General features: G+C 73.5%; 18 protein-coding genes. 6 read left to right on the forward strand and 12 right to left on the reverse strand.

Annotated features, from left to right (window positions below; all coding sequences use genetic code 11):
- Positions 1-8: 8 nt before the first annotated feature.
- Positions 9-956: a TauD/TfdA family dioxygenase gene (locus C9F11_RS04400; protein ID WP_138958004.1), complete on the reverse strand. Its 948-nt coding sequence runs from the start codon at positions 954-956 to the stop codon at positions 9-11.
- A gap of 267 nt (positions 957-1223) precedes the next feature.
- Complete coding sequence (locus C9F11_RS04405; RefSeq protein ID WP_138958005.1) at positions 1224-2735, reverse strand: PLP-dependent aminotransferase family protein; 1512 nt, start codon at positions 2733-2735, stop codon at positions 1224-1226.
- Positions 2736-2763: 28 nt separating this feature from the next.
- Here C9F11_RS04405 and C9F11_RS04410 point away from each other — a divergent pair, with 28 nt between their 5' ends.
- Together C9F11_RS04410 and C9F11_RS04415 are read left to right on the forward strand one after the other, a co-directional pair.
- Entirely contained in the window at positions 2764-3363 is a 600-nt protein-coding gene (locus C9F11_RS04410; protein ID WP_138958006.1) for a LysE family translocator, read from the forward strand.
- A 63-nt stretch (positions 3364-3426) separates the two neighbouring features.
- Positions 3427-4131 (forward strand): phenylalanine--tRNA ligase beta subunit-related protein, encoded by a 705-nt coding sequence (locus C9F11_RS04415; RefSeq protein ID WP_212767798.1) that lies wholly within the window; start codon positions 3427-3429, stop codon positions 4129-4131.
- Positions 4132-4153: 22 nt separating this feature from the next.
- Here C9F11_RS04415 and C9F11_RS04420 read toward each other — a convergent pair whose 3' ends face one another.
- The 8 genes from C9F11_RS04420 to C9F11_RS04455 all read right to left on the reverse strand — a co-directional run bounded on the left by C9F11_RS04420 (position 4154) and on the right by C9F11_RS04455 (position 15499).
- Positions 4154-5230, reverse strand: a complete 1077-nt coding sequence (locus tag C9F11_RS04420) for a LacI family DNA-binding transcriptional regulator (RefSeq protein WP_138958007.1) — start codon at positions 5228-5230, stop codon at positions 4154-4156.
- A 73-nt stretch (positions 5231-5303) separates the two neighbouring features.
- Positions 5304-6149, reverse strand: coding sequence for an ROK family protein (locus C9F11_RS04425; RefSeq protein WP_138958008.1), 846 nt, complete (start codon positions 6147-6149; stop codon positions 5304-5306).
- On the reverse strand, positions 6146-7840 hold the full coding sequence (locus C9F11_RS04430) for a class I mannose-6-phosphate isomerase (protein WP_138958009.1): 1695 nt from the start codon (positions 7838-7840) through the stop codon (positions 6146-6148). Before C9F11_RS04430 ends, C9F11_RS04425 begins: the two co-directional genes overlap by 4 nt.
- A 38-nt stretch (positions 7841-7878) precedes the next feature.
- The gene (locus tag C9F11_RS04435) at positions 7879-11043 is read right to left on the reverse strand and encodes a glycoside hydrolase family 38 C-terminal domain-containing protein (RefSeq protein ID WP_138958010.1); all 3165 of its coding nucleotides are present in this window, start codon (positions 11041-11043) and stop codon (positions 7879-7881) included.
- Between the two features lie 25 nt (positions 11044-11068).
- On the reverse strand, positions 11069-11953 hold the full coding sequence (locus tag C9F11_RS04440; protein WP_138958011.1) for a carbohydrate ABC transporter permease: 885 nt from the start codon (positions 11951-11953) through the stop codon (positions 11069-11071).
- A 14-nt stretch (positions 11954-11967) separates the two neighbouring features.
- Positions 11968-12948 carry a sugar ABC transporter permease gene (locus C9F11_RS04445; protein WP_138958012.1) on the reverse strand — a complete coding sequence of 327 codons (981 nt, stop codon included), beginning with the start codon at positions 12946-12948 and terminating at the stop codon, positions 11968-11970.
- Positions 12945-14249, reverse strand: a complete 1305-nt coding sequence (locus C9F11_RS04450) for an extracellular solute-binding protein (RefSeq protein WP_138958013.1) — start codon at positions 14247-14249, stop codon at positions 12945-12947. Before C9F11_RS04450 ends, C9F11_RS04445 begins: the two co-directional genes overlap by 4 nt.
- A gap of 230 nt (positions 14250-14479) precedes the next feature.
- The gene (locus C9F11_RS04455; RefSeq protein WP_249401593.1) at positions 14480-15499 is read right to left on the reverse strand and encodes a serine hydrolase domain-containing protein; all 1020 of its coding nucleotides are present in this window, start codon (positions 15497-15499) and stop codon (positions 14480-14482) included.
- A 506-nt stretch (positions 15500-16005) separates the two neighbouring features.
- Between C9F11_RS04455 and C9F11_RS04460 the strand changes: the two genes are divergently transcribed.
- A complete protein-coding gene (locus C9F11_RS04460) occupies positions 16006-16635 on the forward strand; it encodes a LysE family transporter (protein WP_249402137.1) in 630 nt (209 codons plus the stop codon).
- A 123-nt stretch (positions 16636-16758) separates the two neighbouring features.
- Entirely contained in the window at positions 16759-17199 is a 441-nt protein-coding gene (locus tag C9F11_RS04465; RefSeq protein WP_138958015.1) for a tautomerase family protein, read from the forward strand.
- Here the strand turns inward: C9F11_RS04465 and C9F11_RS04470 are convergent.
- Positions 17166-17951 carry a DUF4239 domain-containing protein gene (locus C9F11_RS04470; RefSeq protein ID WP_138958016.1) on the reverse strand — a complete coding sequence of 262 codons (786 nt, stop codon included), beginning with the start codon at positions 17949-17951 and terminating at the stop codon, positions 17166-17168. The genes C9F11_RS04465 and C9F11_RS04470 overlap by 34 nt on opposite strands.
- Positions 17952-18089: 138 nt before the next feature.
- Entirely contained in the window at positions 18090-19097 is a 1008-nt protein-coding gene (locus C9F11_RS04475) for a cation diffusion facilitator family transporter (protein ID WP_138958017.1), read from the reverse strand.
- A 539-nt stretch (positions 19098-19636) separates the two neighbouring features.
- Here C9F11_RS04475 and C9F11_RS04480 point away from each other — a divergent pair.
- The gene (locus C9F11_RS04480; protein WP_138958018.1) at positions 19637-20797 is read left to right on the forward strand and encodes an ATP-grasp domain-containing protein; all 1161 of its coding nucleotides are present in this window, start codon (positions 19637-19639) and stop codon (positions 20795-20797) included.
- Positions 20798-21016: 219 nt separating this feature from the next.
- Entirely contained in the window at positions 21017-23806 is a 2790-nt protein-coding gene (locus C9F11_RS04485; RefSeq protein WP_249401594.1) for a non-ribosomal peptide synthetase, read from the forward strand.
- Positions 23807-23843 lie beyond the last annotated feature (37 nt).

A 23843-nucleotide genomic window follows, 5' to 3' on the forward strand; every position in this document is an offset into this window, starting at 1 on the left:
CCGCGGGATCAGTACGGCCGGTCGCCCGCGATCGCCACGCGCTCGGCGACCCGGCGGGCGGCCCCGTAGTCGGCGACGGCGTAGTGCTGGGTGGCGCGGTTGTCCCAGAACGCGACGTCGCCCGCCTGCCAGCGGAACCGCACCTGGTACTCGGGCACATGGGCCTGCTGGAACAGCAGCCGCAGCAGCCGGTCGCTCTCCGCCCGCTCCACACCGAGGATCCGGGTGGTGAAGGAGGCGTTCACGAACAGCGTGCGCCGGCCCGTCGCCGGGTGCCTGCGCACGACCGGGTGGCGCACGGGCGGGAAGGCCTCCTGCCACCGGGCGAGCCGCTCGGGCCCGTAGAACCGCCGGAAGCCGGGCAGGAAGTCGTGCTCGGCGACGGCGCCCTCGACGCGCTCCTTCACCTCGTCCGCGAGGTTGTCGTACGCGGCGGCCATGTCGGCCCACAGGGTGTCGCCGCCGAACGGCGGGACCTCGCGCAGCTGGAGCACCGCGCCCAGCGCGGGACGCTCCCGGAAGGTCACGTCCGCGTGCCAGACGTTCTCGAAGGTGGGCACGGACGAGGCGCCCTTGTCGAACCGCGCCACCTCGTCGCTGTCGCCGCTCTCCAGCAGCGGGTTGGTCTCCAACTCGCCCCAGTGGCGGGCGAACGCGCGCTGCCGCTCGCCGCTCAGGTGCTGCCCCCGGAAGAACAGCACCTTCCATTCGAGCAGGGCCCGGTCCACCTCCTCGCGCAGGGCGGGCGACAGCGGCCGGGCGAGGTCGACACCGCGGATCTCGGCGCCGATGGTGGCGGCCCGGGGGACGACCTCGAACAGCTCGTAGGGCCGGTCCCGCCAGCCCTGCGGGGTGCGGCGCAGCACGCGCCGCCCCTCGTACAGGCCGTCGGCGGGAATCAGCGCGGGGCGCAGCGGGCCGGGGTCGGCGGGGTGCGGGGCTTCCGCGACGGACATGGGGCACCTCCGGAGCACAGGGGGCAGGCGTGTGACGCGTTGCGGCCGGGCCGCACGGCGGACGGCCGACGGGGACAGGCGGCGAGGGACCCGAGGTCCGCTACAAGCCGCCGCGCGCGCAGCCACATCGGTCCGGCACGGTGGCCGTTCCGAACGCGTGGGCGCGGTGCGTGAACATGCCCTCATCATGCGCCCCGTGGATCACCGGATCAAGGCCGGGGCCCGCGGGAGCGCGGCCGTGCGGACGCGCCGTCAGCGGACGCGCCGTCAGCGGACCAGGGTGCCCAGGACCGCCACGCCCTCGCGGATGTCCGTCGGCGTGCTCGCCGCGTAGCCGAGGACGAGGCCCGGCGGCTGGGGGCGCTGGGCGTGCCAGGACAGGGGCTGTACCTTCACGCCCCGCTCCAGGGCCGCCGCGGCGAGCTCGGTGTCGGCGCCCGCCGCGGCCCCGTGCGCGAAGGTCACCATCAGGTGCAGGCCCGCGGCGGCGCCGTGCACGACGGCGCCCGGCAGATGTGTGCGGATGGCCTCGATCATGGCGTCGCGGCGGGCGCGGTGCCGTCGGCGCAGCAGCCGCAGATGGCGCTCCAGGTCCCCGGACTCCATCAGCCGGGCGAGGACCAGCTGCGGCAGCGCCGCGTTGCCGAGGTCCGCGAAGCGCTTGGCGTCCACGAGCGCGGCGTGGTGCGCCCGGGGCGCGAGCAGCCAGCCCACGCGCAGGGCGGGCGCGAGGAGCTTGGACACGCTGCCCGCGTACGCGACGCGGTCGGGGAGCGTGGCCCGCAGGGCCGGGACGGGCGGCCGGTCGTAACGGTGCTCGGCGTCGTAGTCGTCCTCGATGATCAGCCCGCCGTCGCGGGTCCACCGCGCGAGTTCGCGCCGCCGTACGCCGTCGAGGACCACGCCGGTGGGGAACTGGTGGGCCGGGGTCAGCAGGACGGCCGGGGCCCCGGTGGCGCGCAGCGCGTCCACGCGGATGCCGTCGGCGTCCACGGGCACGGGCGGCGCGTCGAGGCCGGACACGCGCAGGTGCTGGCGGAGCCCGAGCGAGCAGGGGTCCTCCACCGCGACGCGGGAGATCCCCACGCCCTGGAGCACGGTGGCGAGCAGGCCGAGCGCCTGGGCGGTGCCCGCGACGACGAGCACCTCGTCCGGGTCGGCCGCGATGCCTCGGTTGCGGGCCAGCCACCGGGCCACGGCGCGGCGCAGGGCCGGGGTGCCGCGCGGGTCGCCGTAGCCGAAGTCCGAGGGCACGAGCCCGGCGAGCACGGACCGCTCGGCGCGCAGCCAGGCGGCGCGCGGGAACGCGGCGAGGTCCGGCAGGCCGGGCGACAGGTCGACCCGGGCGGGCGCGGCCCGCAGCGCGTCGAAGACGTCGGTTCCGGGCGGCGTCCTGAACAGCGGGGAGCTGCCTGACGGTACGTCATGTGCCTTGACACAGGCGTTAGTTGGCGAGGCCAGCGGTGCGGCCACGACCACGGTGCCGCCCCTCCCCCGCCCGGCCACGTGCCCGTCCTCCGTCAGCCTGCGGTACGCCTCCGTGATCACGCCGCGGGAGACGCCGAGCTCCGCGGCGAGCACCCGGGTCGCGGGCAGCCTGCTGCCGACCGGCAGCAGGCCGTCGGCGACCGCGCGCCGGACCTGGCGGGCCAGCCAGTCGGCCATGCCGCCCCGCGGGGCCTCGGCGGTGTTCAGCTGGAGGAAGTCGGAGGCGGTGGAGGACTCGGGTCCGCCGACCGCTTTGGACCTGTCAGGGGGAGATCCATTGGACCTGTTCACAGAACCATTGTGACGACAGAGTCAAGGCATGGAATTTCTGCTCACCACGCTCGTGATGACCGTGACGCCGGGCACCGGGGTCCTCTACACCGTCTCGGCGGGCCTCTCGCGCGGCCCTCGCGCCAGCGTCGTCGCGGCCGTCGGCTGCACCCTGGGCATCGTTCCGCACATGCTGGCGGCGATCACGGGCCTGGCCGCGCTGCTTCACACCAGCGCCCTCGCGTTCCAGACGCTCAAGTACCTCGGTGTCGCCTACCTCCTCTTCATGGCGTGGAAGACGCTCCGCGACCGGAGCGCGCTCACCGCGGACCGGGACGACGCGCCGCGCTCCTCTTTCCGGGTGATCGTCGACGCCGTGCTGCTCAACCTCCTGAACCCCAAGCTCACCCTGTTCTTCTTCGCGTTCCTGCCGCAGTTCGTGCCCGACGGCCATCCGCACGCGGTGCTCCGCATGCTCGAACTCAGCGGCTACTTCATGCTCCTGACGTTCGTCGTGTTCGCCGCGTACGGGCGGTTCGCGGCGGCCATGCGCGACCACGTCATCGCGCGGCCCGCGGTGGTGACGTGGCTGCGGCGCGTCTTCGCGGGCGCGTTCGCCGCGCTGGGCGCGAAGCTCGCGCTCTCGTAACGGGCCCTCAGCGGCTCCGCCCTCGCCTCCCCTCCCGTTCCTCCTCCCCCTCCCCCTCTGCCGATGGGAATCACCGTGTACTTCCAGCATGAGCCCGCCCTGTGGCGGGACTTCCCGGCCCTGGTCCCCGGCGTCCTCCACGCCCGTGGCATCACCCCGGACGTCCCGGTCGACGCGCCGGTCGCCCGGTACGCGGCGGCGGCGGCCGAGCGGCTCGCCGCCGCTCCGGAGAGCGGTTTCCCCGAAGTCCAGGCCTGGCGGCGGGCGTTCTCCACGCTCGGGATCAAGCCCACCCAGTACCGCTGCGCCTCGGAGTCCCTGCTGCGGCGCTTCCGCAAGGACGGCTCGCTGCCGCGCATCCACCCGCTCATCGACCTGTGCAACGCCGTGTCCCTCGCGTACGGCATCCCGGTCGGCGTCTTCGACCTCTCCCGCGTCGGCGGGGACCTCGAAGTCCGGTACGCCACGGGGGACGAGGCCTACGAGACGTTCTCCGGCGGCGTCGAGCGGCCCGACGCGGGCGAGGTCGTCTTCGCCGACGGCCGGGGCCGGGCCCACTCCCGCCGCTGGACCAACCGCCAGAGCGGCCGCTCGGCCGTGCGGACCACCACGTCCGACGTGCTGATCATCGCGGAGGCCCTGCACGACACCGCTCCCCAGGACGTGCCGAAGCTGGTCTCCGCGCTCGCCGACGAGCTGCGCGCGACGTGGTCGATCGAGCCGACGACGGGGGTGCTGACCCGGGAGGCTCCCGGGTTCACCTGCTGAGGGCGCGTCCAGCTCCCTCGGGTCAGTCGCCGTACTCGACCAGCTCGGTGGGGAGCACCACCCGTCGCGCGGCCGCGACCGGGCCGTCGGCCGGGTCGCGCCCGCGCATGCGGTGGCGGAGCAACCGGCCCGCCTCGCGGCCCAGTTCGTCGCTGTCGTAGGCGACCAGGGTGAGGGGCAGACCGAGGGCGTCGGCGAGTTCGAAGTCGTCGAAGCCCGCGAGTGCGGTGTCGGTGCGGCGCGCGCGAAGGGCCCGGAACGCCCCTATGGTGTTGCGGTTGTTGGAGCAGAACAGGGCCGTGGGCGGGTCGGGCAGGCCCAGGAGTTCGGTGGCCGCGCGCTCCGCCTGGCCGGGCCGGGTCTGGCCCTGGCGGACGTGCCGTTCGTCGACGGTCAGGCCCGCGTCCGCGAGGGCGGAGCGGTAGCCGCGCAGCCGCTCGGTGCCGGTGTAGACGGTCGGCGGCGAGCCGAGGAAGCCGATGCGGCGGTGGCCGCGTGCGATCAGGCGCGCGGTGGCGGCGCGGGCACCGCCGAAGTCGTCGACCAGGACGCAGTCCGCGGCGAAGCCCTCGGGCGGGCGGCTGGCGAGGACCACGGGGACGCCCTCGGCGGCCGCGGCGGCGAGATGACGCTGGTCGTCCCCCGCGGGCACGGCGATGATGCCGTCCACGCGGCGGCCCACCAGGTCCTCGACCAGGTCCCGTTCGGCGTCCAGGTCCTGCCCGGTGTTGCCTATCACCGTCTTGAGTCCGTCCGGGGCGAGCACGGAGTCGACGCCGAGGGCGAGCCGGGAGTAGAAGGGGTTGGCGAGGTTGGTGACCACCAGGCCGACGAGGCCCGTCCCCCGGCCGAGGCGCAGGCGGCGGGCCAGTTCGTTGGGCCGGTAGCCGAGCGCGGCGGCGGCCGCACGGACCCGGTCGCGGGTGGCCGGGTGGACCCGGGGGTCGTCGCGCAGCACCCGCGACGCGGTCATCGCGCTGACCTCGGCGCGCTCGGCGACGTCCCGGAGGGTGGCCTTGCCGCTCCTGGACTCGCGCGGGGCGGGGCCGCGCGCGGGCGCTCCCGTCCCGCCCTCGGGCTCGTGCGGAGTTCCGGGCATCCGGGCCTTCCTTTCCGTTCCCCCCGCTGCACGGTGTCCCCCGTCGCGGCGGGGCATCCCCCCGCCGGCTCCCCTAGCGCGGCCGCGCGTACAGCGCCGCCCCCACCAGCGCCGCGTCCCCGCCGAGCGCGGCCGCGCGCAGCGCGACCGGGGTGTCCCCCAGGCCGTCGCGCAGCGCGGGGCCGACGAGGTCCCAGGACGCGGCCATGCCGCCGCCCACGATAAGCGCCGTGGCCCCGAAGTCCCGCACGTACGGTGCGAGGACGGCGCCGAGGGGACGCAGGGACTCGTACAGGACGCGGGCGGCCCGGCCTTCGCCCGCGCGGGCACGGGCGGCGATGTCCCGCACGTCCGCGGCACGGTCGCCGTAGCGGGCGATGACGGCACGGCGCGAGACGGTGCCCTCCAGCGGGCGGCCCTCGGCCCGGGTCAGGTCGACGCGGCCGAGCGGCGGCACGCCGGGGCCGTCGCGGCAGACGGCGCCGTCGGCGAGGAAGGCCGAGCCGACGCCCGTGCCGAGGGTGACGCCGACGCATCTGCGGTGGCCGCGCGCGGCGCCCGCGTGCCACTCGCCGAGCGCGAAGGCGTGCGCGTCGTTGAGGAACGCCACGCCCCCGGGCCGGGGCCAGACGCCGTCGAGCAGGACGGAGCCCACGTCGATCCCGTACAGGTCGTCGAACTTGCCGACGCCCTCGTAGCGGGCCACGCCCTTGTCGTAGTCGAAGGGGCCCGGCAGGGCGACGCCCCACACCTCGCCCGGCGCCGCGTCGAGGTCGGTGGCGCAGCGCACCACGGCGCCGAGGACGTGCTCGGCGCTGCCGCGCGCGTCGACGCCGCGGCGCACCCGGCGCACGACGCGGGCCGCCTCGACGAGGGCCGCCGTCACATGGGTGCCGCCCAGCTCCAGGACGGCTGTCATGAGCGGCCCGCGGCGGGCGCGCGGACCAGCGCCTTGACGACCCGCACGGGGCCGCCGCGCGCGGCGATGCGGTACGGGCCGACGGCCGCGGGCACCGTCAGCGTCTCCGCGTACGACAGCGGATGCGAGGCGCCCGCCGCCGTGTGGAGCTCCACGCCCTCGCCCTCCACGACGTTCAGGACGTGGAAGCGCCCCGCGGTGTCGTCGGTGGCCTCGGCGCCGGCGTCCAGGGTGAAGCGCCGCACCTCGTAGAACATCTCGTCGAGGGCGCCGATGAGGTCCTCGCGCCAGCCCGGGCCCGTGCGCAGGGCGCGCGGCTCCTGGACGAGGTCGCGGGCGACGGCGTCGCCGCGCCGGACGGTGTCCAGGTTCGCCAGGCCGTGTGCGTAGGGCAGCGCGCGCGGCCTGCCGTCGGCGTCGGGGCGCAGCCAGTCGTAGAAGCGCAGGCTGTACAGGTACGGCGTGGCGCTGATCTCCAGGACGAGGTTGCCCGCGCCGCTGGCGTGCGGGGTGCCCGCGGGGATGAGGAAGAGCCGGCCCTGTTCGGCGGGGAAGGTGAGGACGTGGTCCTCGGGGTCCATGGGCACGCCGTCCTCCGCGGCCTCCTCGACCTCCTTGCGGAACAGGTCGGGGTCGGCGTCCTCGCGCAGGCCGAGGAACACGCGCCGGTCGGGTCCGCCGAGCGTCAGGTAGTACGACTCGTGCTGGGTGTAGGGCCAGCCGAAGCGCTCCCGCATGTACCGCTCGCGCGGGTGGCAGTGCACGGACAGGTTGCCGCCGTCGACGGTGTCCAGGTAGTCGAAGCGGATCGGGAAGGAGGTGCCGAAGCGGGCGTGCGCGTCGGCGCCGAGCATCTCTTCCGGGTGCAGGACGCACAGCAGTTGGAAGGGCACTTCGGCCTGGCGGTCGGGGCCCGTCCCGATGAGGACGCCGGATTCGGGGGCGATGAGTTCGTAGCCCAGCGCCGTGTTGCGCGCGCCCGCGGCGAAGCCGAGCCGCCGCCGCGCCCAGTGTCCGCCCCAGGGCGTGGAGTTGAAGTACGGGCGGGTGCGCACCGGCCTGCGCGCGAGGCGGGCCAGGGTGGCGCGCAGGCCGTCGCCGTCGAGGTGGACGGGCCGGTCGGGGTCCTGGACGTCGAGCCAGGCGTCGACGCGCGGGGCGAGGCTGTCGCGGTGCCGGTCGAGCACGGGCCAGTCGACGTAGAAGAGCCGCCGCAGGTCGCCCGGTTCGTGCGGCAGGCCCAGGTTGCGGCCGGTGCCCGCGGCGACGGCGGCCTCCGCGTACCGCTTGGGCACGTCGGCGTACCACAGGACGTCGTGCGGGACGAGGGACGCGCCCGGGCCGTACACGAGGCACAGGGCGTCCGGTGCCCCGGCCGCGCGCGGCAGTTCGTCGAAGAGGTCGCTGAGGGGGTTGGCGGCGAGCTTGCAGTAGTACGGGTCGCCGGTGCCGTCCTCGGTGCGCGCGCGCACCGAGGACGGCGGCGCGTAGTGCGCGCGCACGTCCAGGGTCCGCACGGGCCCGGCGAGGTGCGCGGCGAGCCGGGCGGCGAGGCGGTCGAAGTCCACGGACGGGGGCCCCTCCACGGCCACCGTCCGCGGACCGCCGGGCAGTCGTGCGGCCACGGCGGGCCAGCCGGTGGCCAGGACGGCCCCGGGCGCGGGGCCGTAACGCGGGTCGAGCCGGTACACACCATCTCCTTACCGCCGAGGCAGCGACGGGCCGGCTCTCACCGGCGCACGAACAGGACCGCCGCCGTGCCGAGGGCGGGCACGTCGACGCTCACCTCCCCGTCCTCCAGGGGGAGTTCGGATCCCCTGCCGCCCAGGTAGCCCGCCCGGTGGGCGGCGCGCGCGGGGAAGCCGATCCGCACCCGGCACGCCACCGGCTCCTCGGCGAAGGACTGCAGCCGCAGCAGCGTCTCGCCCGCCCGGGGCGTGGTGGCGCCGACCAGGCGCACCCGCGGGTCGTCCAGGGCGGCGAAGCAGTGCGTGGCCGGGGCGTCCCCCGTCGCGCCCCGGGCCCGCACCGCCCGCAGCGGCCTGCTCCACGCCGCCGCCGTCCGGGTCCCGAGCCCGGTCGCCGTCGGACCGCAGGCGACGCTGTAGCGGAAGGTGAACGCGAAGCCCTGCTCGCTGGGGAAGTTGGTGTCCCACAGGTTGTTGTGGATCCAGGAGAAGACGGTGGCGGGCTCGTCGTGCCCGAGCGTCCTGGGGAACGGCGCGTACGGCAGCGCGATGTTGCCGAACTGCACGAGCGGCGCGTCCTGCGTGGACCAGGCGACCGCGAGCCCGTCGTCGGCCAGGGTCACCCAGCGGCGCACGGCCCGCATGTGCCGCGCCGAGCCCGGCACCACCGGGAGCCCGGTGCCGGTGGCTCCGCCGGAGGCCTCCATGCGGACGACGGGGTGGTCGAAGGCGAAGGGGAAGGCGAAGTAGGCGCTCTCCTTGCCGAGGGTCCGGTCCTTGTCGAGGCGGTTCTCGACGTCTAGCCGGGGCACGCCGCGCGGCAGCGTGAGCGTGACCCGCAGGCGGTTCGCGCCCACCGGACGGGTCTCGTACGTGATCGACTCCGCGGTCGCCGTGGAGGTGCGGCCGATGAGCGCGGCGGGCGGGGCGACGGCACGCCGCCCCAGGTGCTCCAGGCGCTCGGAGGCCGTGGTGCGGCTGGAGTTGTGGTTGAAGGCCCCGGCGGTGGTGTAGCTGTCGTGGACGTATCCGTTGAAGCCGACGATCGCGTCGGCGCGCACGAGCTCGCGGCCGGTCGACTTGTCGATGATCGAGGCCACGCAGGCCTGGGCCAGGTCGACGCGGACGGCCAGGTACTCGTTCTCCAGGAGCGTGGGGTCGGGGTGGGCGGCGGCGCGCGCGGCGCTCTCTGCGGGGTCCTCGCGCTCGGTGCCGCCGGTGGGGTTCCAGCCGGTGGCGGCCTTGGCGACGGGGGGCGCGGCGCCTGGCTCGGCCCGCCCGGCGGCGGCCCGTACGTCGAGGCGCACCGAACCGGCGGACGGCACCTCGTCCACGCGGACCAGCAGGAAGCGGCCCGCGTCGCGGTGGTCGTCGTTGGTCTGCGGCCGCTCCTCGTGCGCCAGCGGGCGGCCGTCGCGGGCGTCGTGCACGGTGACCCGCCGGTCGAGCGGGACCGTGCTCTCCGGCAGGAAGATCCGTACGACGTCGGTGCGCGGCCAGGAGCAGGTGTTCACCACGTGGTACGTGGCCAGGGCGCCGGGCGCGGCGGCGAGCCGCTGGCCGAGCCTGGCCGAGGCGCGGCGCAGCAGCGCGGCGCCGTCGTCGTGGGCGCGCATCGCCTGTCCGTACTTCCAGTGCCACTGGTGCTCGCCGGAGTGGCCGCCCTCGTCGCCGTGCGTCCACGGGTCGCCGGCGCCCCAGGTGTGCTCGTCGAAGAGCGACACCGCCTCGTACACCCCGGCGGCGTCACGCGTGTCGTCCTCGGCCCCCGTGGCGTCGAGGAGAGCGGCGAACGTGCCGATGGTCTGGGCGTCGGCGACCGTGGACTGGGCGGTGCGGGCGAGCGACAGCGGGCGCGCGCCCGCGCCCACGCCGTCCACCCACCAGTCGGTCCAGTCGCCCTCGAAGGTGCGGATCCCGTCGCCGATCCTGGCCTCGGCGTCACGGAAGAAGTCCTCGTTGCGGGAGAGCCTGAGGCGCGGGTACGCCCAGGTCTCGTTCCAGCGGCGCACGGTCTCGGCGATGACGCGGCGCGGCGGCGCGTTGTCGCCGAACTTGCCCTGCACGCGCAGGTGGAGCACGTCCCACGGGTACGGTTCGCGCTTGACGTCCACGTGGTCCATGGCCCAGCCGAAGATGCCGCCCCGGTAGGGGTAGGGGTGGGTCGCCAGCGAGGTGAGGTAGGCGGGCAGCAGGTCGTCGACGTCCGCGTACGCGGTGTCGAAGCCGAGCAGCGGGCCCTCCATGTAGGCGAGGCCGTGCGGGGTGTCGGTGACCCACACCAGGACGCTCGCGCCGCTCGGGGCGCGCCAGCGGAAGAGGCGGGGCAACAGCTCGCCGCCGACGAGGTGCGGCACGGAGCGGCCCGCCCAGTTGTGCGCGACGGACAGATAGCGGACGCCCGCCTGGGCGAGGGCGTCGACGAGCCCGACGACCGCGCCCGGCACGTCGGTCTGCATCGCGGAGGTGAGGGTGATGCCGTGGCGTTCACGGAGCTCGTGGGCCGGGCGCAGCAGTTCGTGCAGCTCGTCCGTGGAGCAGGTCTCGGTGTGCAGGTTGAACGGCATCGCCGTCAGCTCGATGCGGCCCTCCCGTACGCGGCGCAGCAGTTCCTCGACCTGCTCGGCGGGCCGGGCGTCGGCCCACTGCCCCAGCGACCACAGGGACTCCACGCACCAGCGGAAGCGGGACTCGGAGGGCCAGTCGTCGGTCGCCCGGGTCAGCTCCAGACAGGAGTCGAGGAACGACAGGTGTTCGTTCAGGACCTGGCCCTGCGGGTCGGTGTAGCCGATGTCGAGGTGCGAGTGGTGCACCAGGTGGACCGTCCAGCGGCGCTGCGGGGTCAGCTGGACGGCGATCCCGTCGGCCCCCTGCGGCAGGCCCACGGTGAGGCGCGTCGCCGTGTCCACGGCGGGCACCAGGAGCCGGGCGCCGCCGCCGGGCCCGGCCACGCGCTCCGCCCGCACCGCCGTGCCCGAGGCGGTGCGTACGGCCAACTCGGCGGGGACCCGGGCGCCGTCCACGGGGTCGATCCGCAGCGATTGGAGCAGGGTGCCGTCGGCCGCCTCCCGCAGCAGGGGTTCCTCGCTGAGCCGGAGCGCGGCGCCGTCGAGGGTGCCCTCGGCGCCGACCACGTCGGAGCGCAGGCTGGCGCGGACGCGGTCGTTGTCCCAGTCGGCGGTGCGGACCAGGGCCCGTGTGGTCATGCGGATCTCCCCGGGTGGCGGGCGGTCAGCGGACGGACGCGGCCATGCCGCGCAGGAACAGGCCGCGGAACACGAGGAACAGCAGCAGCGTGGGCACGGACACGACGAGGGCGCCCGCGAGGATCACGGGCGGCCCGCTGGAGGCGTAGGTGGCGCGGAGGGTGGCGAGCGAGGCCATGACCGGCTGGACGTCGCGGCTGCGGCTGAGGGTGAGCCCGAGCAGCAGGTCGTTCCAGACTGCGGTGAACTGGAAGAGGAAGGCGGCGCCGAGCCCGGACCGCATCAGCGGCACGTGGATGCGCCAGAAGACGCGAGTGAAGGAGGCCCCGTCGATGAGCGCCGCCTCCGTCAACTCGGGCGGCATCGTGGTCATCTGATTGCGGATCAGGAAGAAGGCGAACGGCACCGCCCAGGCGACGTAGACGAGCATCAGGCCGAGCCGGGTGTCGTACAGATCGGCGTCCGCGTACAGGCCGAACAGCGGCGCGAGGAAGACCTGCAGCGGGAACAGCGTCCCGGAGTAGATCAGCCAGAACCAGAAGGCGGGCCGCGGGATCGGCAGGACGACCACCGCGAACGCCGCCATGGCCGCGACGAGCACCGCGAGCAGGCCGCACACGACGGCGTACAGGAGCGAGGCCTGGAAGCTGTCGCCGATGCCCGCCTCGTCCCAGGCCGTCCTCACGTTGTCGACGAGCGCGAAGCCCTGGAAGGTCCAGTCGGGCTTGCCCTCGTACGCGGCCACGGGGGTCAGCGCGTTGACGACGAGCAGGTACAGCGGGAGCAGCCAGAGCGCGACGCACCCGGCGACGAAGGCGTGCAGTCCTATGCGGCTAAACCGCCGCCGCTCTCGCGGACCCCACTCCCGCCATCGTGGTTCCTCAATTGATGGTTGCGGCGCATCCGCCATGAAAAATCCCTCCCTCAGGCCCTCGACCAGCCCGTGTCGGGCATCTGGCGGCTCAGATAGAGCCAGGACGAGGCGACGACGACCACGGAGAGCACGAGGGCGATCGCCGAGCCGTAGCCGACGTGGAAGAGGCGGAACGTCTCGCGGTACATGGTCAGGGCGAGGGTCTCGGAGGAGCGGGACGGGCCGCCCTGGGTGAGGATCCAGATCATGTCGAAGGCCTTCAGACTGTTGACGATGGCCATGCCGACCACGACGACGGTCACGGCGCGCAGCTGCGGCACCGTGATGTACCGGAACATGCGCCAGCCGCTCGCGCCGTCCAGCTGGGCCGCCTCGACGGTGTCCCGGGGGATGGCGCGCAGGCCGATGGCGAAGAGCACCACGTTCAGGCCGGTCGCCTGCCAGGTGCTCGCGACGATCAGCGCCAGGGTGTTCTGCGGCCACTCCAGGAGCCAGGTCTGCGCCCACGCGTCGAGGCCGACGGCGCGCAGGGCCTGGTTGACGGCGCCGTCGGAGGTCAGCATGAAGTACCACAGGGCCGCGGTGGCGGTCCCGGAGATCGCGAAGGGCAGCACGATCACCAGCTGGGCGACGCCGCCCCAGCGGAGGCGGTGCGTGGCCAGGGCGATGACGAGCCCGGCGAGCACCGGCAGGAGCAGCGTCCCGGCCACCCACATCAGGGTGTTGAGCAGGGAGCGGCCGAAGACGGGGTCGTCGGCGAGCCGGGTGTAGTTGTCGAGCCCGGTGTAGCTGCTCGTGAAGCCGTTGTCCTCGAAGAAGCTGCCGTACACGCTGCGCAGGAACGGGTAGACGAGCAGCACGCCCACGAACGCGAAGGCGGGCAGGGCCCAGGGCAGCGCGGTCAGCGGCCCGCCGAGCCGGGCGCCGGGGCGTACGGCGTGGTGCGGGGTGCGCAGGGGCACGCGGCGCCGGACGCGGCGTTCGCGGGCGCCGCGCGCCGGCGTCCCTGCGGGGGTCACGGTCCCGGTCATGTCTCGCCCGCCTCCCGCCACACCTTCCAGGCCTCGTCGGCGCGGCCCTGCATGGTGCGCAGGACCTTCCGGTACGAGGAGGGGTCGAGCAGGAATCCGGCGAGGTCGTCGACGGTGGCCTCGACGAGTTCGGGCGGGCCCTGCTCCCAGAAGCGGTTGAGCAGCCACAGGCGGTCGCCGCGGACCTTCTTCTGGAGTGCGGCGATCACCGGGTTGGCGGGCGTGACCCGGGGGTTGGGGCAGCCGTCCTGGAGGGTGTGCGAGAAGGCCTTCATCACGGCCGGGTGCAGCCAGGCTCCGGTCGCCCGCACGGCCTCGTCGTGGTCGGGTCCCTTGACGGTGGCGACGAGGGCGCTGGACTCGAAGACGACGCTGGGGCGGGCCCCGGGCTCGGCCATGGGCAGGACGAAGGCGCTCATGTTCCTGCCGGGCTCGGCGCCCGCGGCCACGAGCGTGGAGCCGAGCCAGGTGCCGCAGGGCACCATGCCGACCCTGCCGTGCACGAGCGCCGCGGCGGCGTCGACGTGGTTCATGTCCATCGGCGTGAACCAGTCCCGGTCGAAGAAAGAGACCAGGGTGCGCAGGGCGCGCTCGGCGCGCGGGTCGGTGTAGCGCGCGCGGCCGTTCATCAAGTCGTCGTAGAAGCGCGGGTCCTGGCGGCTGAGGACCTCCTGGAACCAGATGAAGGCGGGCCAGCGGCCGTCGGCGGTGCCGTGCAGCGGCGTCACCTCGTTGCGCTTGAGCCGGGCGCAGGCGGCGAGGAAGTCGTCCCAGGTGCGCGGCGGCTTCAGGCCGTGCTCGGCGAACACCTCGGGGTTGTGGAACACCACCCAGTACGCGAGGTTCATCGGCAGGCCGTAGACGCGCCCCCGCTCGGTGAACGCGGAGCGCAGCGAGGGGTCGGCCCAGCCCTTGCGCTCGGCGCGGTCCCACGCCGCGGAGAGGTCGACGACGCCGCCGGTGCGGGCCAGGTCCTTGAGGCGGTAGCCGGACCAGTACTTGAGCAGGTCCGGGGTCTTGCGGGTGCGCAGCGAGGACTTGACGACCTGCTCGAAGGATTCGAGGAGCGGGTTGACCTCGGGGACGAGCCGCAGCCCCGCGACGTCCTGCATGGCCTTGCCCGCGGCCGTCATCGGCGCGGCCCAGGCGGCGCTGTCCCCGAACACGCCCACCTTGCCCCGGGGTTGGCCCGTGGCGGTGCCGCAGGCCGTGGCGAGGGCTCCGGCGGCGGCCGCGGCGGCGCCGGTGATCAGCGTGCGACGTGCCGGAGCGGGTGGCGCGGTGGGCGTGGTACCTGACATGGGCGGCCCCCAAGTGGGTCCCGTGCGTCCCGGGTCGTCCCCCGGGTTGTACCGGCGTGTACCGAGCGGCACCGGGTGCGCCCGGGGCGTGCCCCGGCCCGGTGTTAGCGTTAACACGAGCGAGTTGGAGCGTCGCGGCGGCGGGGGCGGATGTCAAGGCCCGTCGCACCGTTCAGGCCATTTCGCCCTCCTGACGGTTCGGCCCGGTCAGCGCTCGGTCAGCGGCCCGGTCAGCGGAGGTCGCGGATGAGGGTGCGCAGGACGGAGTCCACCCTCGCCTCGTCGAACTCCTCGGAGCCGACGAGCAGGGTCACGGCCCGGCGGCCGTCGTCGGTGACGGCGTTCCTGATTTTGTGGCCGGTCTCCATGAAGCCGCTGTGCCCCCAGGTGACGAAGCCCTTGGTGTGCTCGTGGCGCTCGGCGCCCAGGCCGTAGCGCGCGCCCCGCTCCGTGGGGTCGGGGACGGTCCGCTTCATCTCGGCCAGCTGGGCCGGGGCCAGCAGCTTCCCGGACATCAGCGCGGACCAGAACGCGGTGACGTCGGCACCGGTGGAGACGAGCGCGCCCGACGCGTCGGCCCCGGAGGTGTTCCACTCCGTCCAGTCGAGGAGCTTCCCGGACCGCTTCACATAGCTGCGCAGGTCCGGCTCAGGGAGCGTGGTCCGGTCGCCGGGCCAGTACGTGCCGCGCAGTCCCAGGCGCTTGACGATCCGCTCGGTGATCTCGGTGCCGATGCCGCGCCCGGTGACCTTCGTGACGATCAGTCCGACCAGGTTGTAGTTGGTGTTGGAGTACGAGAAGGGCTCGTCCTCGGGCGGGGGCAGGGTCAGCGCCTGCTTGACCGTCCGCAGGGGGTCCACGTGGTCCCAGCGGTGGGCCAGTTCGTCGTCCCAGAACGGCGCGTCCAGGTAGTCGGGCAGGCCGCTGGTGTGCTGGAGCAGCTGCCGGATCGTGATCCTGCGCCCGTCGTAGGGCCCGGACCGGACCAGACCGGGAAGGTGGTGGTCAACGGTGTCGTCGAGCCCGAGTCTGCCTTCGCCGACGAGCTGGAGCACGACGGTGGCCGTCCAGGCCTTGGTGTTGCTGGCGATGCGGCTGTGCTCGCGGCCGGTCGCCTCGCGGCCCGTCCTGAGGTCGGCGAGGCCCACGCCCCTGGTCAGGAGACCACAGCGAGGGCTCTTCACCGCCACGCCGATCCCCGAGGCACCGGCCCGCGCCAGCTCCTTCAGCGCCGCCCGGACGGGCTTCACGTCACACCCCGGTGCCGTGGCCGACGCGGCCGGAGCCGTCAGCAAGGAGACGGTGACCGCCAGAGCGGCGACACCGCTCGTCCTCCGGCGTGTCCCGCGCCTTGTTCCACCTGTGGTCCCACCTCTTGTCCCACGTGTGGTCCCACCTGTTGTCCCACGTCGCATGAAGTCTCCCTCTTTCCTGCGCGGTCGCTCGCGGCGCGACCGGTCACGCCCAGCGTCGGGCCCCGACCGGACAGGGGCATGCGGCAGCCGTCCAGGGATTCCGCGCGCGGTTTGTGCGCTCGGCCAACAGGCCGTCGCGTCCGGTCTGCTAGACGGCAGGGCGGCGGGTGGACGGCCGGACGGCCAGGGGGTGAAAACCGGTTGCCCGGCCCCCTGCCGGGGCCGCAAGCTCAGCGCATGGTCCTCGCACCCACACCCACGTTGCCGCTCGCCCCCGCCGACCGTCCGGCGCGTGGCCAGCAGCAGCCCGGCCGTCCGTGGAGGTCCGCGCCGCCGCTCCGGTGAACGGGCACCTGGTCGCGGGGCTCGTCGCCGGGTACGGCATCGCCATGCCGGTGGGAGCGGTCGCGACGTATCTGGTGGGGCTCACCGCCCGGACGTCGTGGCGGGTGGGGGCGTGCGCCGCCCTCGGGGTGGCGACGGCCGACGGGCTGTACGCCCTGGTCGCCACCGTCGCGGGGGCCGCCGCGGCCCCTGTCGTCGCACCGGTGATGGGCCCGCTGCGCTGGGTCTCCGCCTGCGTCCTGGTCGTCCTCGCGGCACGCGCGGCCACGGCGGCCGTCCGCCGGTACCGCGCCCCGCGCACGGCCGCGCCCCGCGACGGCGCCCCGCCGACCCCGGCTCGCGCGTACACCGCCTTCCTCGGCATCACCCTGCTCAACCCCACCACCGTCGTGTACTTCGCGGCGCTCGTGGTGGGCAGCGGGTCCGGCGCGGACCCGGACCGCCTCGGGCAGGCGGTGTTCACGCTCGCCGCCTTCGTGGCCTCCGCGAGCTGGCAACTGCTGCTCGCCGGGGGCGGGGCGCTCCTGGGCCGCGTCCTGACGGGCCGCCGGGGCCGCCTCGTCACGGCGCTGACGTCCAGCGCGGTGATCACGGCGTTGGCGGTGCGTCTGCTGGTGGCGGGGTGAGTCCTCCTCCCGGCCGTGGGCCCGAGGCCGCCATGGCCGAGCGGGGCCGGATAGTGTACCTACTAGTATGTACACGATCCGGCCCGGCCCCGGGCGCACCGCACCTCCAGAAGGAGTCCCGCCATGCCCCTCGTCCGCATAGACGCCCTGCGCGCCGACGGGGCGCGCCTCGACGCGCTCGGGCGGGCCGTCCACGCCGCGCTGGTGGAGACGATCGGCATTCCGCCCGACGACCACTTCCAGATCCTGACCAGTCACGACGGCACCGGCAGCACGCTGCGGCACGGGACCTATCTGGGCGTGCGCCGCGACGACGGGATCGTCTACGTCGTGATCACCATGCGGGCCGGACGCACACCCGACCAGAAGCGCGCCCTGTACCGGCGGATCGCCGAACTCGCCGAGGAGTACGCGGGCACCGAGCCGCGGAACGTGTTCGTCACCGTGCTGGAGAACGCGTCGGCCGACTGGTCGCTCGGCCACGGCGAAGCCCAGTACGCCCCGGCCGAGCGGCCCCGGGACGTCCCGCCTCACCAGAACTGCGCCAGCGTGCCCTCCGCATAGGGCTCCGGGCTCACACTGATCCCACCCGCGAACGGGCGGTCGAGCACGAGGACGAGCAGCAGGCTGAAGCCGATGAGGGCGGCGATGGCGCCGACGAACAGTAACCGGACCTTGCGGCTCCTGTTGCCGTACAGAAAGGTCAGGGGTATGATCACCAGCGCGCCGCCGTACACCAACACCTGGAGCAGCGGGGGCAGTTCCTGGTGGGACTGGGTCAGCCGGGCCCGGCGCTGGGCCACCACGTCGTTGAGGTGCGTGATGGACTCGCGGTAGAAGGCCCGCTGCGGCCCGTCGTCCGGCTCGTACGCCTGGAGGACGGCGTAGATCCCGTCGATCTGGCGCTGGGTGACGGTGTGCTCGGCCTTCCCCGCGCGCATGAGCGGCCACTGCCGCTCCACCACCGCGTGGACGTACACGCTGACGGCGGCCTCCATCTGGCTGCGCTCGGCGGGTGGGAAGGCCCGTACGTTCCGCACGACCTGCTCCAGGTCGGACGCCTCGGTGGAGACGACCGTCTCGGCCTCCTCCAGCTGCGTCCAGAGCGTCACCACGACGAACGCGAGGATGATGCCGTAGATCGCGCCGAAGACGCTGAGCACCACGCCGACCATGTCGTTGTGCGCGCCCTCGGCGAGGGAGGGCCAGCGGCGGTGCGCCAGTTCGCTGCCGGCGAGCGACAGGGCCAGGATTCCGCCGACGACCATCGCCACGAGCGACAGCATGGAGAAGTTGTTCAGCAGCCAGACTCCCACGGGCACTCCCACGCGGCAGGCAACGGTGGACGTCCCGTTGTTCTGCGCCGGGCCCGCCACCGGTATGCGCCGTCCGCCGGGCACCACCCGTACGGGGACGGAGCGCGCGGGGCGGGGCCGCCCCGGGGTGGTGCCGGGTCAGTGGACGCGGCGGGCGCCGCGGTGCGTCGGGCCGTGGCCGCTCGGGCAGTGCGGGGCGGCGGAGGCGGGCGGCGTCGCGGCGGCGGCCGGGTCCTCGTGGTCGATCTGGAGCGTGGTGTGCGTGAGCCCGTACGCGTCGGCGAGGCGCTTGTCCAGCTCGCGCCGCACGGCGTGGCAGTCGCCGCCGGGGTGGACGAGGACGTGGGCCGACAGGGCGGGTTCGCCGGACGTGATGGTCCAGATGTGCAGGTCGTGGACCTCGGCCACGGAGGGCATCCCGGCGAGTTCGCCCCCGATCGCGTCCGGGTCGAGGCCCGCGGGCGCCGCTTCCAGGAGGATGCGGCCGGAGTCGCGGAGCAGCCCGCAGCCCGCCTTGACCATGAGGGCGACGACGAACAGCGTGGCGATGGTGTCGGCGCGGGCGAAGCCCGTGGTCATGACGATGACGCCCGCGACGGCGGTGCCGATGAAGGCGTACAGGTCGTTGAGGATGTGCTGGTAGGCGCCCTCGACGTTCAGCGACGAGCGGTTGGCCTTGGACAGGCACCAGGTCGCTGCGAGGTTGACGGCCACGCCGGAGAGCGCGGTGGCGAGCACCATCCAGCCGGTGACCTCCGGCGGGTGCAGCAGCCGCTGCACGGCCTCGAAGCCGAGCCAGGCGGCGGCGAGCAGCAGCGTGAGCCCGTTGGCCTGGGCGGAGAGTATCTCCGCCCGCTTCAGGCCGAAGGTGTACGTGCCCTTGGCGGGCCGCGCGGCGAGCCGCATCGCGACGAGCGCGAGCACGATGGAGAAGGCGTCCGTGAGCATGTGGACGGCGTCGGATATCAGCGCGAGGGAACCGGCCATGAAAGCGATGACCGTCTCGACGGCAATGAAAACGCCAATCAATACGAGGGCGAGCGAAAGCCATCGCCGGTCGGCGTCGGCGGAGACGCCGTGACTGTGCCCGGCATGACCTCCGCCCTCGTGGTCGTGTGTGTGCTGATCCGTATGAGCGTGCCCCACGGAGTTCCCCCCACGTGTGCCGACGGTGACTGCCGCAGGGGAGTCAAGCGCAATTCCACCACTACCGCAAAGGCTGCATCGGTGACCGTTTTCAATTCCGGTTCGCGCCCTGCTTCTTGGCGGCCCGCGTCTGGAATTTCGGGCCGGGGTCGGCTCAATTCAGTGCGTTTGACCGCGAGGACGGGCGCGCACGACCCGGCCCTCCCCCCCTCGCCACCCGCCCTTACCCGGCGTGCCGCCTGGACTTCGGGCGGGCCCTCCGCTCCAGCTGGAGAGGAAGTGGGACAAGAGGGCTTATACGGCTGGAAGGGGAGAAAGATTCTCCAAGCGTCCTACTTCCCCCCATCACGGCCCTCAACTTGTGACCCACACCACGCCGAATGGATAAAGGATCTTGTTCCGCGTATCCACACGGCGGGATCCCGTGTGCCACGATGCCAGCGTGTTGCTCGACCACTCAGGAAATCACCCACTGAATCAGCGGTGACTCCACTGATGACTTCTTGAACATTCGGCTGGCCGTCATACGGGGGACGAGAATGCCGACCATTATCGCCATCGGGCATCGGGACGACCTCGATCGGGCATTGCGACGCCGGGGCCTCGATCCCTTCTACATCGTGCAACAGCCGACGCGTTCGCTCCGTGGCGTCGACTGCACACGTGTCACCGACATCGAGAACGCCCAGGAAATCCTGCGAGCGGTGCTCTCCGCGCGCGTCCGTGATGCCGTGGGAGTGCTCACCGTCCACGAAATGGGCGTGTTCGGAGCCGCTTTCCTGCGGCAGCAGTTGAACCTTCCGGGAAACACGGACTCCGGGACGGTCCCCTACTTCCGGGACAAGTACCTGCAGAAGAGCGGACTGCCCGCGGGCATCGCGCGGGCGCGCTGTCGCTACGCCACCCCGGACACCACGTTCGCCGATCTCGTCGACGACCTGGGCGACACCTTCGTCGTCAAACCCGCGACCGGGGCCGGGTCCCTGCGCACCAGCGTCGTCCGCTCTCCCGAAGAGTACGCACGCGCTCTGGAGCCGTTTCCCGGCGACTCGGACGTCGCCGTCGTCGCCGAATCGTTCATCGCGGCGCCGGAAGTCTATATCGACGGCATCTGGGAGAACGGCGACCTCCGGTGGTCGTCGATGACGCGCTATCACGACGCGCCGCTGCGCGCCGCGCAAGGCGGCGTTCTGGCCGCGCACCTCCTGGACAAGAGGCGGCACGAAACGCTGTTCTCCCAGGCGGAGACGCTCGCCCGGCAGGTACTCAGCCACCTCGGCGCGCCGTCCTGCGTGTTCCATCTGGAGGCGTTCGTCCAGGAGTCGGGGCTGACGTTCGGCGAGTGCGCCATCCGCCTCCCGGGGGCGCTCTCCCCGCAGATCAACCACATGACCTACGGCGTCGACCTCTTCGACGTCGAAATCAGCCTCGCGCTCGGGGAAGGAGTCACGCAGACCCTCGACGACCGTACGCCGGATCGCTTTCACGGCTATCTGCTGCTGCGCCGCCCGAAGCGGGGAAGACTCACCCGCGAGGACTTCGAGCGGAGCTTCCTCTTCGACGAGATCGAGTACTCCTCCGCGCCCGATACGCCGCTCGGACCGTACGGCAAAGTGGGCCATGCGATCGTGTCCGACCACGATGAGCTGAAACTGCGGCAGACGATCGAGGAAATCGTCCAGTTCAACGAGGGCGACTGACACCGTCCCGCTCCGAAGCCCCGGCTTCCCGGGCGCTTCCCCGGGCATCCCAGCGCACCCCGGCCACGTCCTCCGTGCGGGGCAGTCGCGGATTCGCCCTCCCCTTTTCCCTCTCACTGCATGCGCTCACGGCTCTTCCGCGCTGTTTTTGGCTGGAGGTTCGTTCCGATGCCGGATCAACGTTCTTCTTTGACTGCTTCGTATGTGACTGTTGCTCATGTGCTCGAGCGTGCGGCCCATGACACGACTCGTGGTGTCACCTTCGTCGGCGGCTCCTTCCTCTCCTACGCCGAACTGTGGGATTCCGGCCGCCGGATCGCGCGGGGGCTGCGCGGCCTCGGCGCCGCGCCGGGCGACCGGGCGCTGATCGCCGCCCAGGACCCGGAGGGCTTCGTCCGTGCCTTCTGGGGGTGCGTGCTCAGCGGTGTCGTGCCGTGTCCGGTCGCGCCGCCCGCCGACCCCGCGCTCCGGCACGCGCGCCTGGCGCAGCTGCGCGCGCTCCTGGGCGACCCGCTGTTCCTCGTGCCCAAGGCCGCGCACGGGGACCTGCCCGAGACCGGCCTGCGGACCGTCACCGTGGAGGAGCTGAGCCAGGCCTCCCCCGAGGACGACCGAGTGCGCTCCCCCGCCGTCGGCCCCGCCCCCGACGACCTCGCCCTGCTGATGCTCACCTCCGGGTCCACCGGCGCGAGCAAGGCGGTCGAGCTCACCCACGCCAACCTCCTCGCGGCGGTGGCGGGCAAGGCCGGAGCGCTCGGCCTCGGGCCCGACGACACGATGATGAACTGGATCTCGGCCGACCACATCGCCGCGGTCGAGGCGCACCTGCTGCCGATGTCCCAGGGCGCGGAGCAGGTCATCGCGACACCGGAGACGGTCCTCGCCGACCCGGTGGAGTTCCTCAGGCTGCTCACGGCGCACCGGGTGCGCGTGGCCTTCACCCCCAACTTCCTGTTCGGGCAGATCAACCAGGCGCTCGCCCAGGGGCCGGCCGAGCGGCCGGACATCGACCTGTCGCAGGTGCGGCACATCATTTCCGGCGGCGAGGCGACGGTGACCGCCACCGTGCGGACCTTCCTGGACGCCCTCGCCCGCCACGGGCTGCGCGAGGACGCCGTCGTGCCCGCGTTCGGCATGACGGAGACCTGCGCGGGCAGCGTGTTCAACCGTGACTTCACCGCCCGCGACGGGGAGCCGGAGTTCCCGTCGCTCGGCCGTCCGGTACGGGGGCTGCGCATACGGATCGTCGACGGCGACGGCACGGTGCTCGCCGCCACCGGCGAGGAAGCCACAGCCGACGAAGCCTCCGCCGACGAAGCCACCATCCGGGGAGCCACCGCCATCCGGGGAGCCACCGCCGGAGAAGCCTCCGAACCCGGTGAGGTGCAGCTGCGCGGCACCATGGTCACCTCGGGCTACTTCGGCGACGAGCAGGCCACCGCACGGGCGTTCACCGCCGACGGCTGGTTCCGCACCGGCGACCTGGGACACCTCGACGCTGAGGGGCGGCTGACGCTGGTCGGCCGCGCCAAGGACTCCATCATCGTCCACGGCGTCAACTACTACAGCCACGACCTGGAAGCGGCCCTGGACGGGCTCGGCGAGGTGCGGCGCGGCCAGGTCGCCGCCTTCCCGGTGCGGCCCGAGGGGGCGGACTCCGAGCAGCTCGCCCTCGCGTTCGTACCGGCCTGCGATCCCACCGACGACGCGGCCGTGTACCGGGCGATCGTGGCGATCCGCAGCTCCACGGTGCTGCACTGGGGGTTCCGCCCCCGGCTGATCCTCCCCGTCACCGCGGCCGACATCCCGCGCGGCAACCTCGGCAAGGTCCAGCGCGCGCGGCTGCGCGCGGCCGTCGAGGCCGGGGACCTGGACGGCGCGGCCCGCCGGGCCCAGGAGGTCAGCGCCCGCTTCCTCGGCGCCCACACGGCCCCGGAGGGCGCGGCCGAGTCGACGCTCGCCGCCCTGTACGCCCGCGTCCTGAACACCCGCGAGGTGTCCGTGACCGCGAGCTTCTTCGACCTGGGCGGCACCTCCCTCGACGTGCTGCGGCTCAAGCTGGAGATCCAGGCCGCGTTCGGCATCGACGACGTACCGATGGCGACGCTCCTCCAGGCCCCGACCGTACGGGCCCTCGCCGCGCGCCTGGCCGCCGGGCGGGGCGGCGGCGACGCGGCCTACGACCCGCTGGTGCCGCTCCAGGTGACCGGGGACGGCACCCCGCTGTTCTGTGTGCACCCCGGCCTCGGCGAGGTCCTGGTGTTCGTCAACCTCGCCAAGTACTTCACCGGCGAACGGCCCTTCCACGCGCTGCGGGCACGCGGGTTCGGGCAGGGCGAGACCCACTTCGCGTCGTTCGCCGAGATGGTCTCCACCTACGTGGCGGCGATCCGGCGGGTCCAGCCGCGCGGGCCGTACGCCGTCGCGGGCTACTCCTACGGCGGCGCGGTCGCGTTCGAGATCGCCAAGCGCCTCGAGGCCGACGGCGACGAGGTCGGCTTCGTGGGCGTCTTCAACCTGCCGCCGCGCATCTCCGCCCGCATGAACGAGATCACCTTCACCGACGGCGCGATCAACCTGGCGCTCTTCCTCGAACTGATCGCCGCCGCCGACGTGGAGCGGCTCACCGCGACCCTCCGCCCCCTGCCCGAGGCCGACCAGCTCGCCTACCTCGTCGCGCACGCGCCGCGGCGCCGGCTGACCGAACTCGACCTCACCGTCGAGCGGTTCACCGCGTGGGTGCACCTCGCCCAGAACATGGTGCGCCTCGGCCGTACGTACGAACCGTCGGGGTCGGTCGGACAGGTGCGGGTCTTCTACTGCACGCCGCTGCGCGGCACCACACAGGAGTGGCTCGACGGCCAGCTGCGCCACTGGGACGCCTTCACCCGCGGCCCCAACCGCTACGTCGAGGTCGCCGGGGAGCACTACACCCTGATGAGCCCGCAGCACGTGGGGACCTTCCAGGCGACCTTGCGGCAGGAACTGACCCGCGCGCTCGGCCGATGAGCCCGGCCACGACCCCCGCCACCGCCGACACGAGCAG

Origin of the sequence: Streptomyces sp. YIM 121038 (assembly GCF_006088715.1) — a bacterium.
Lineage (GTDB): Bacteria > Actinomycetota > Actinomycetes > Streptomycetales > Streptomycetaceae > Streptomyces.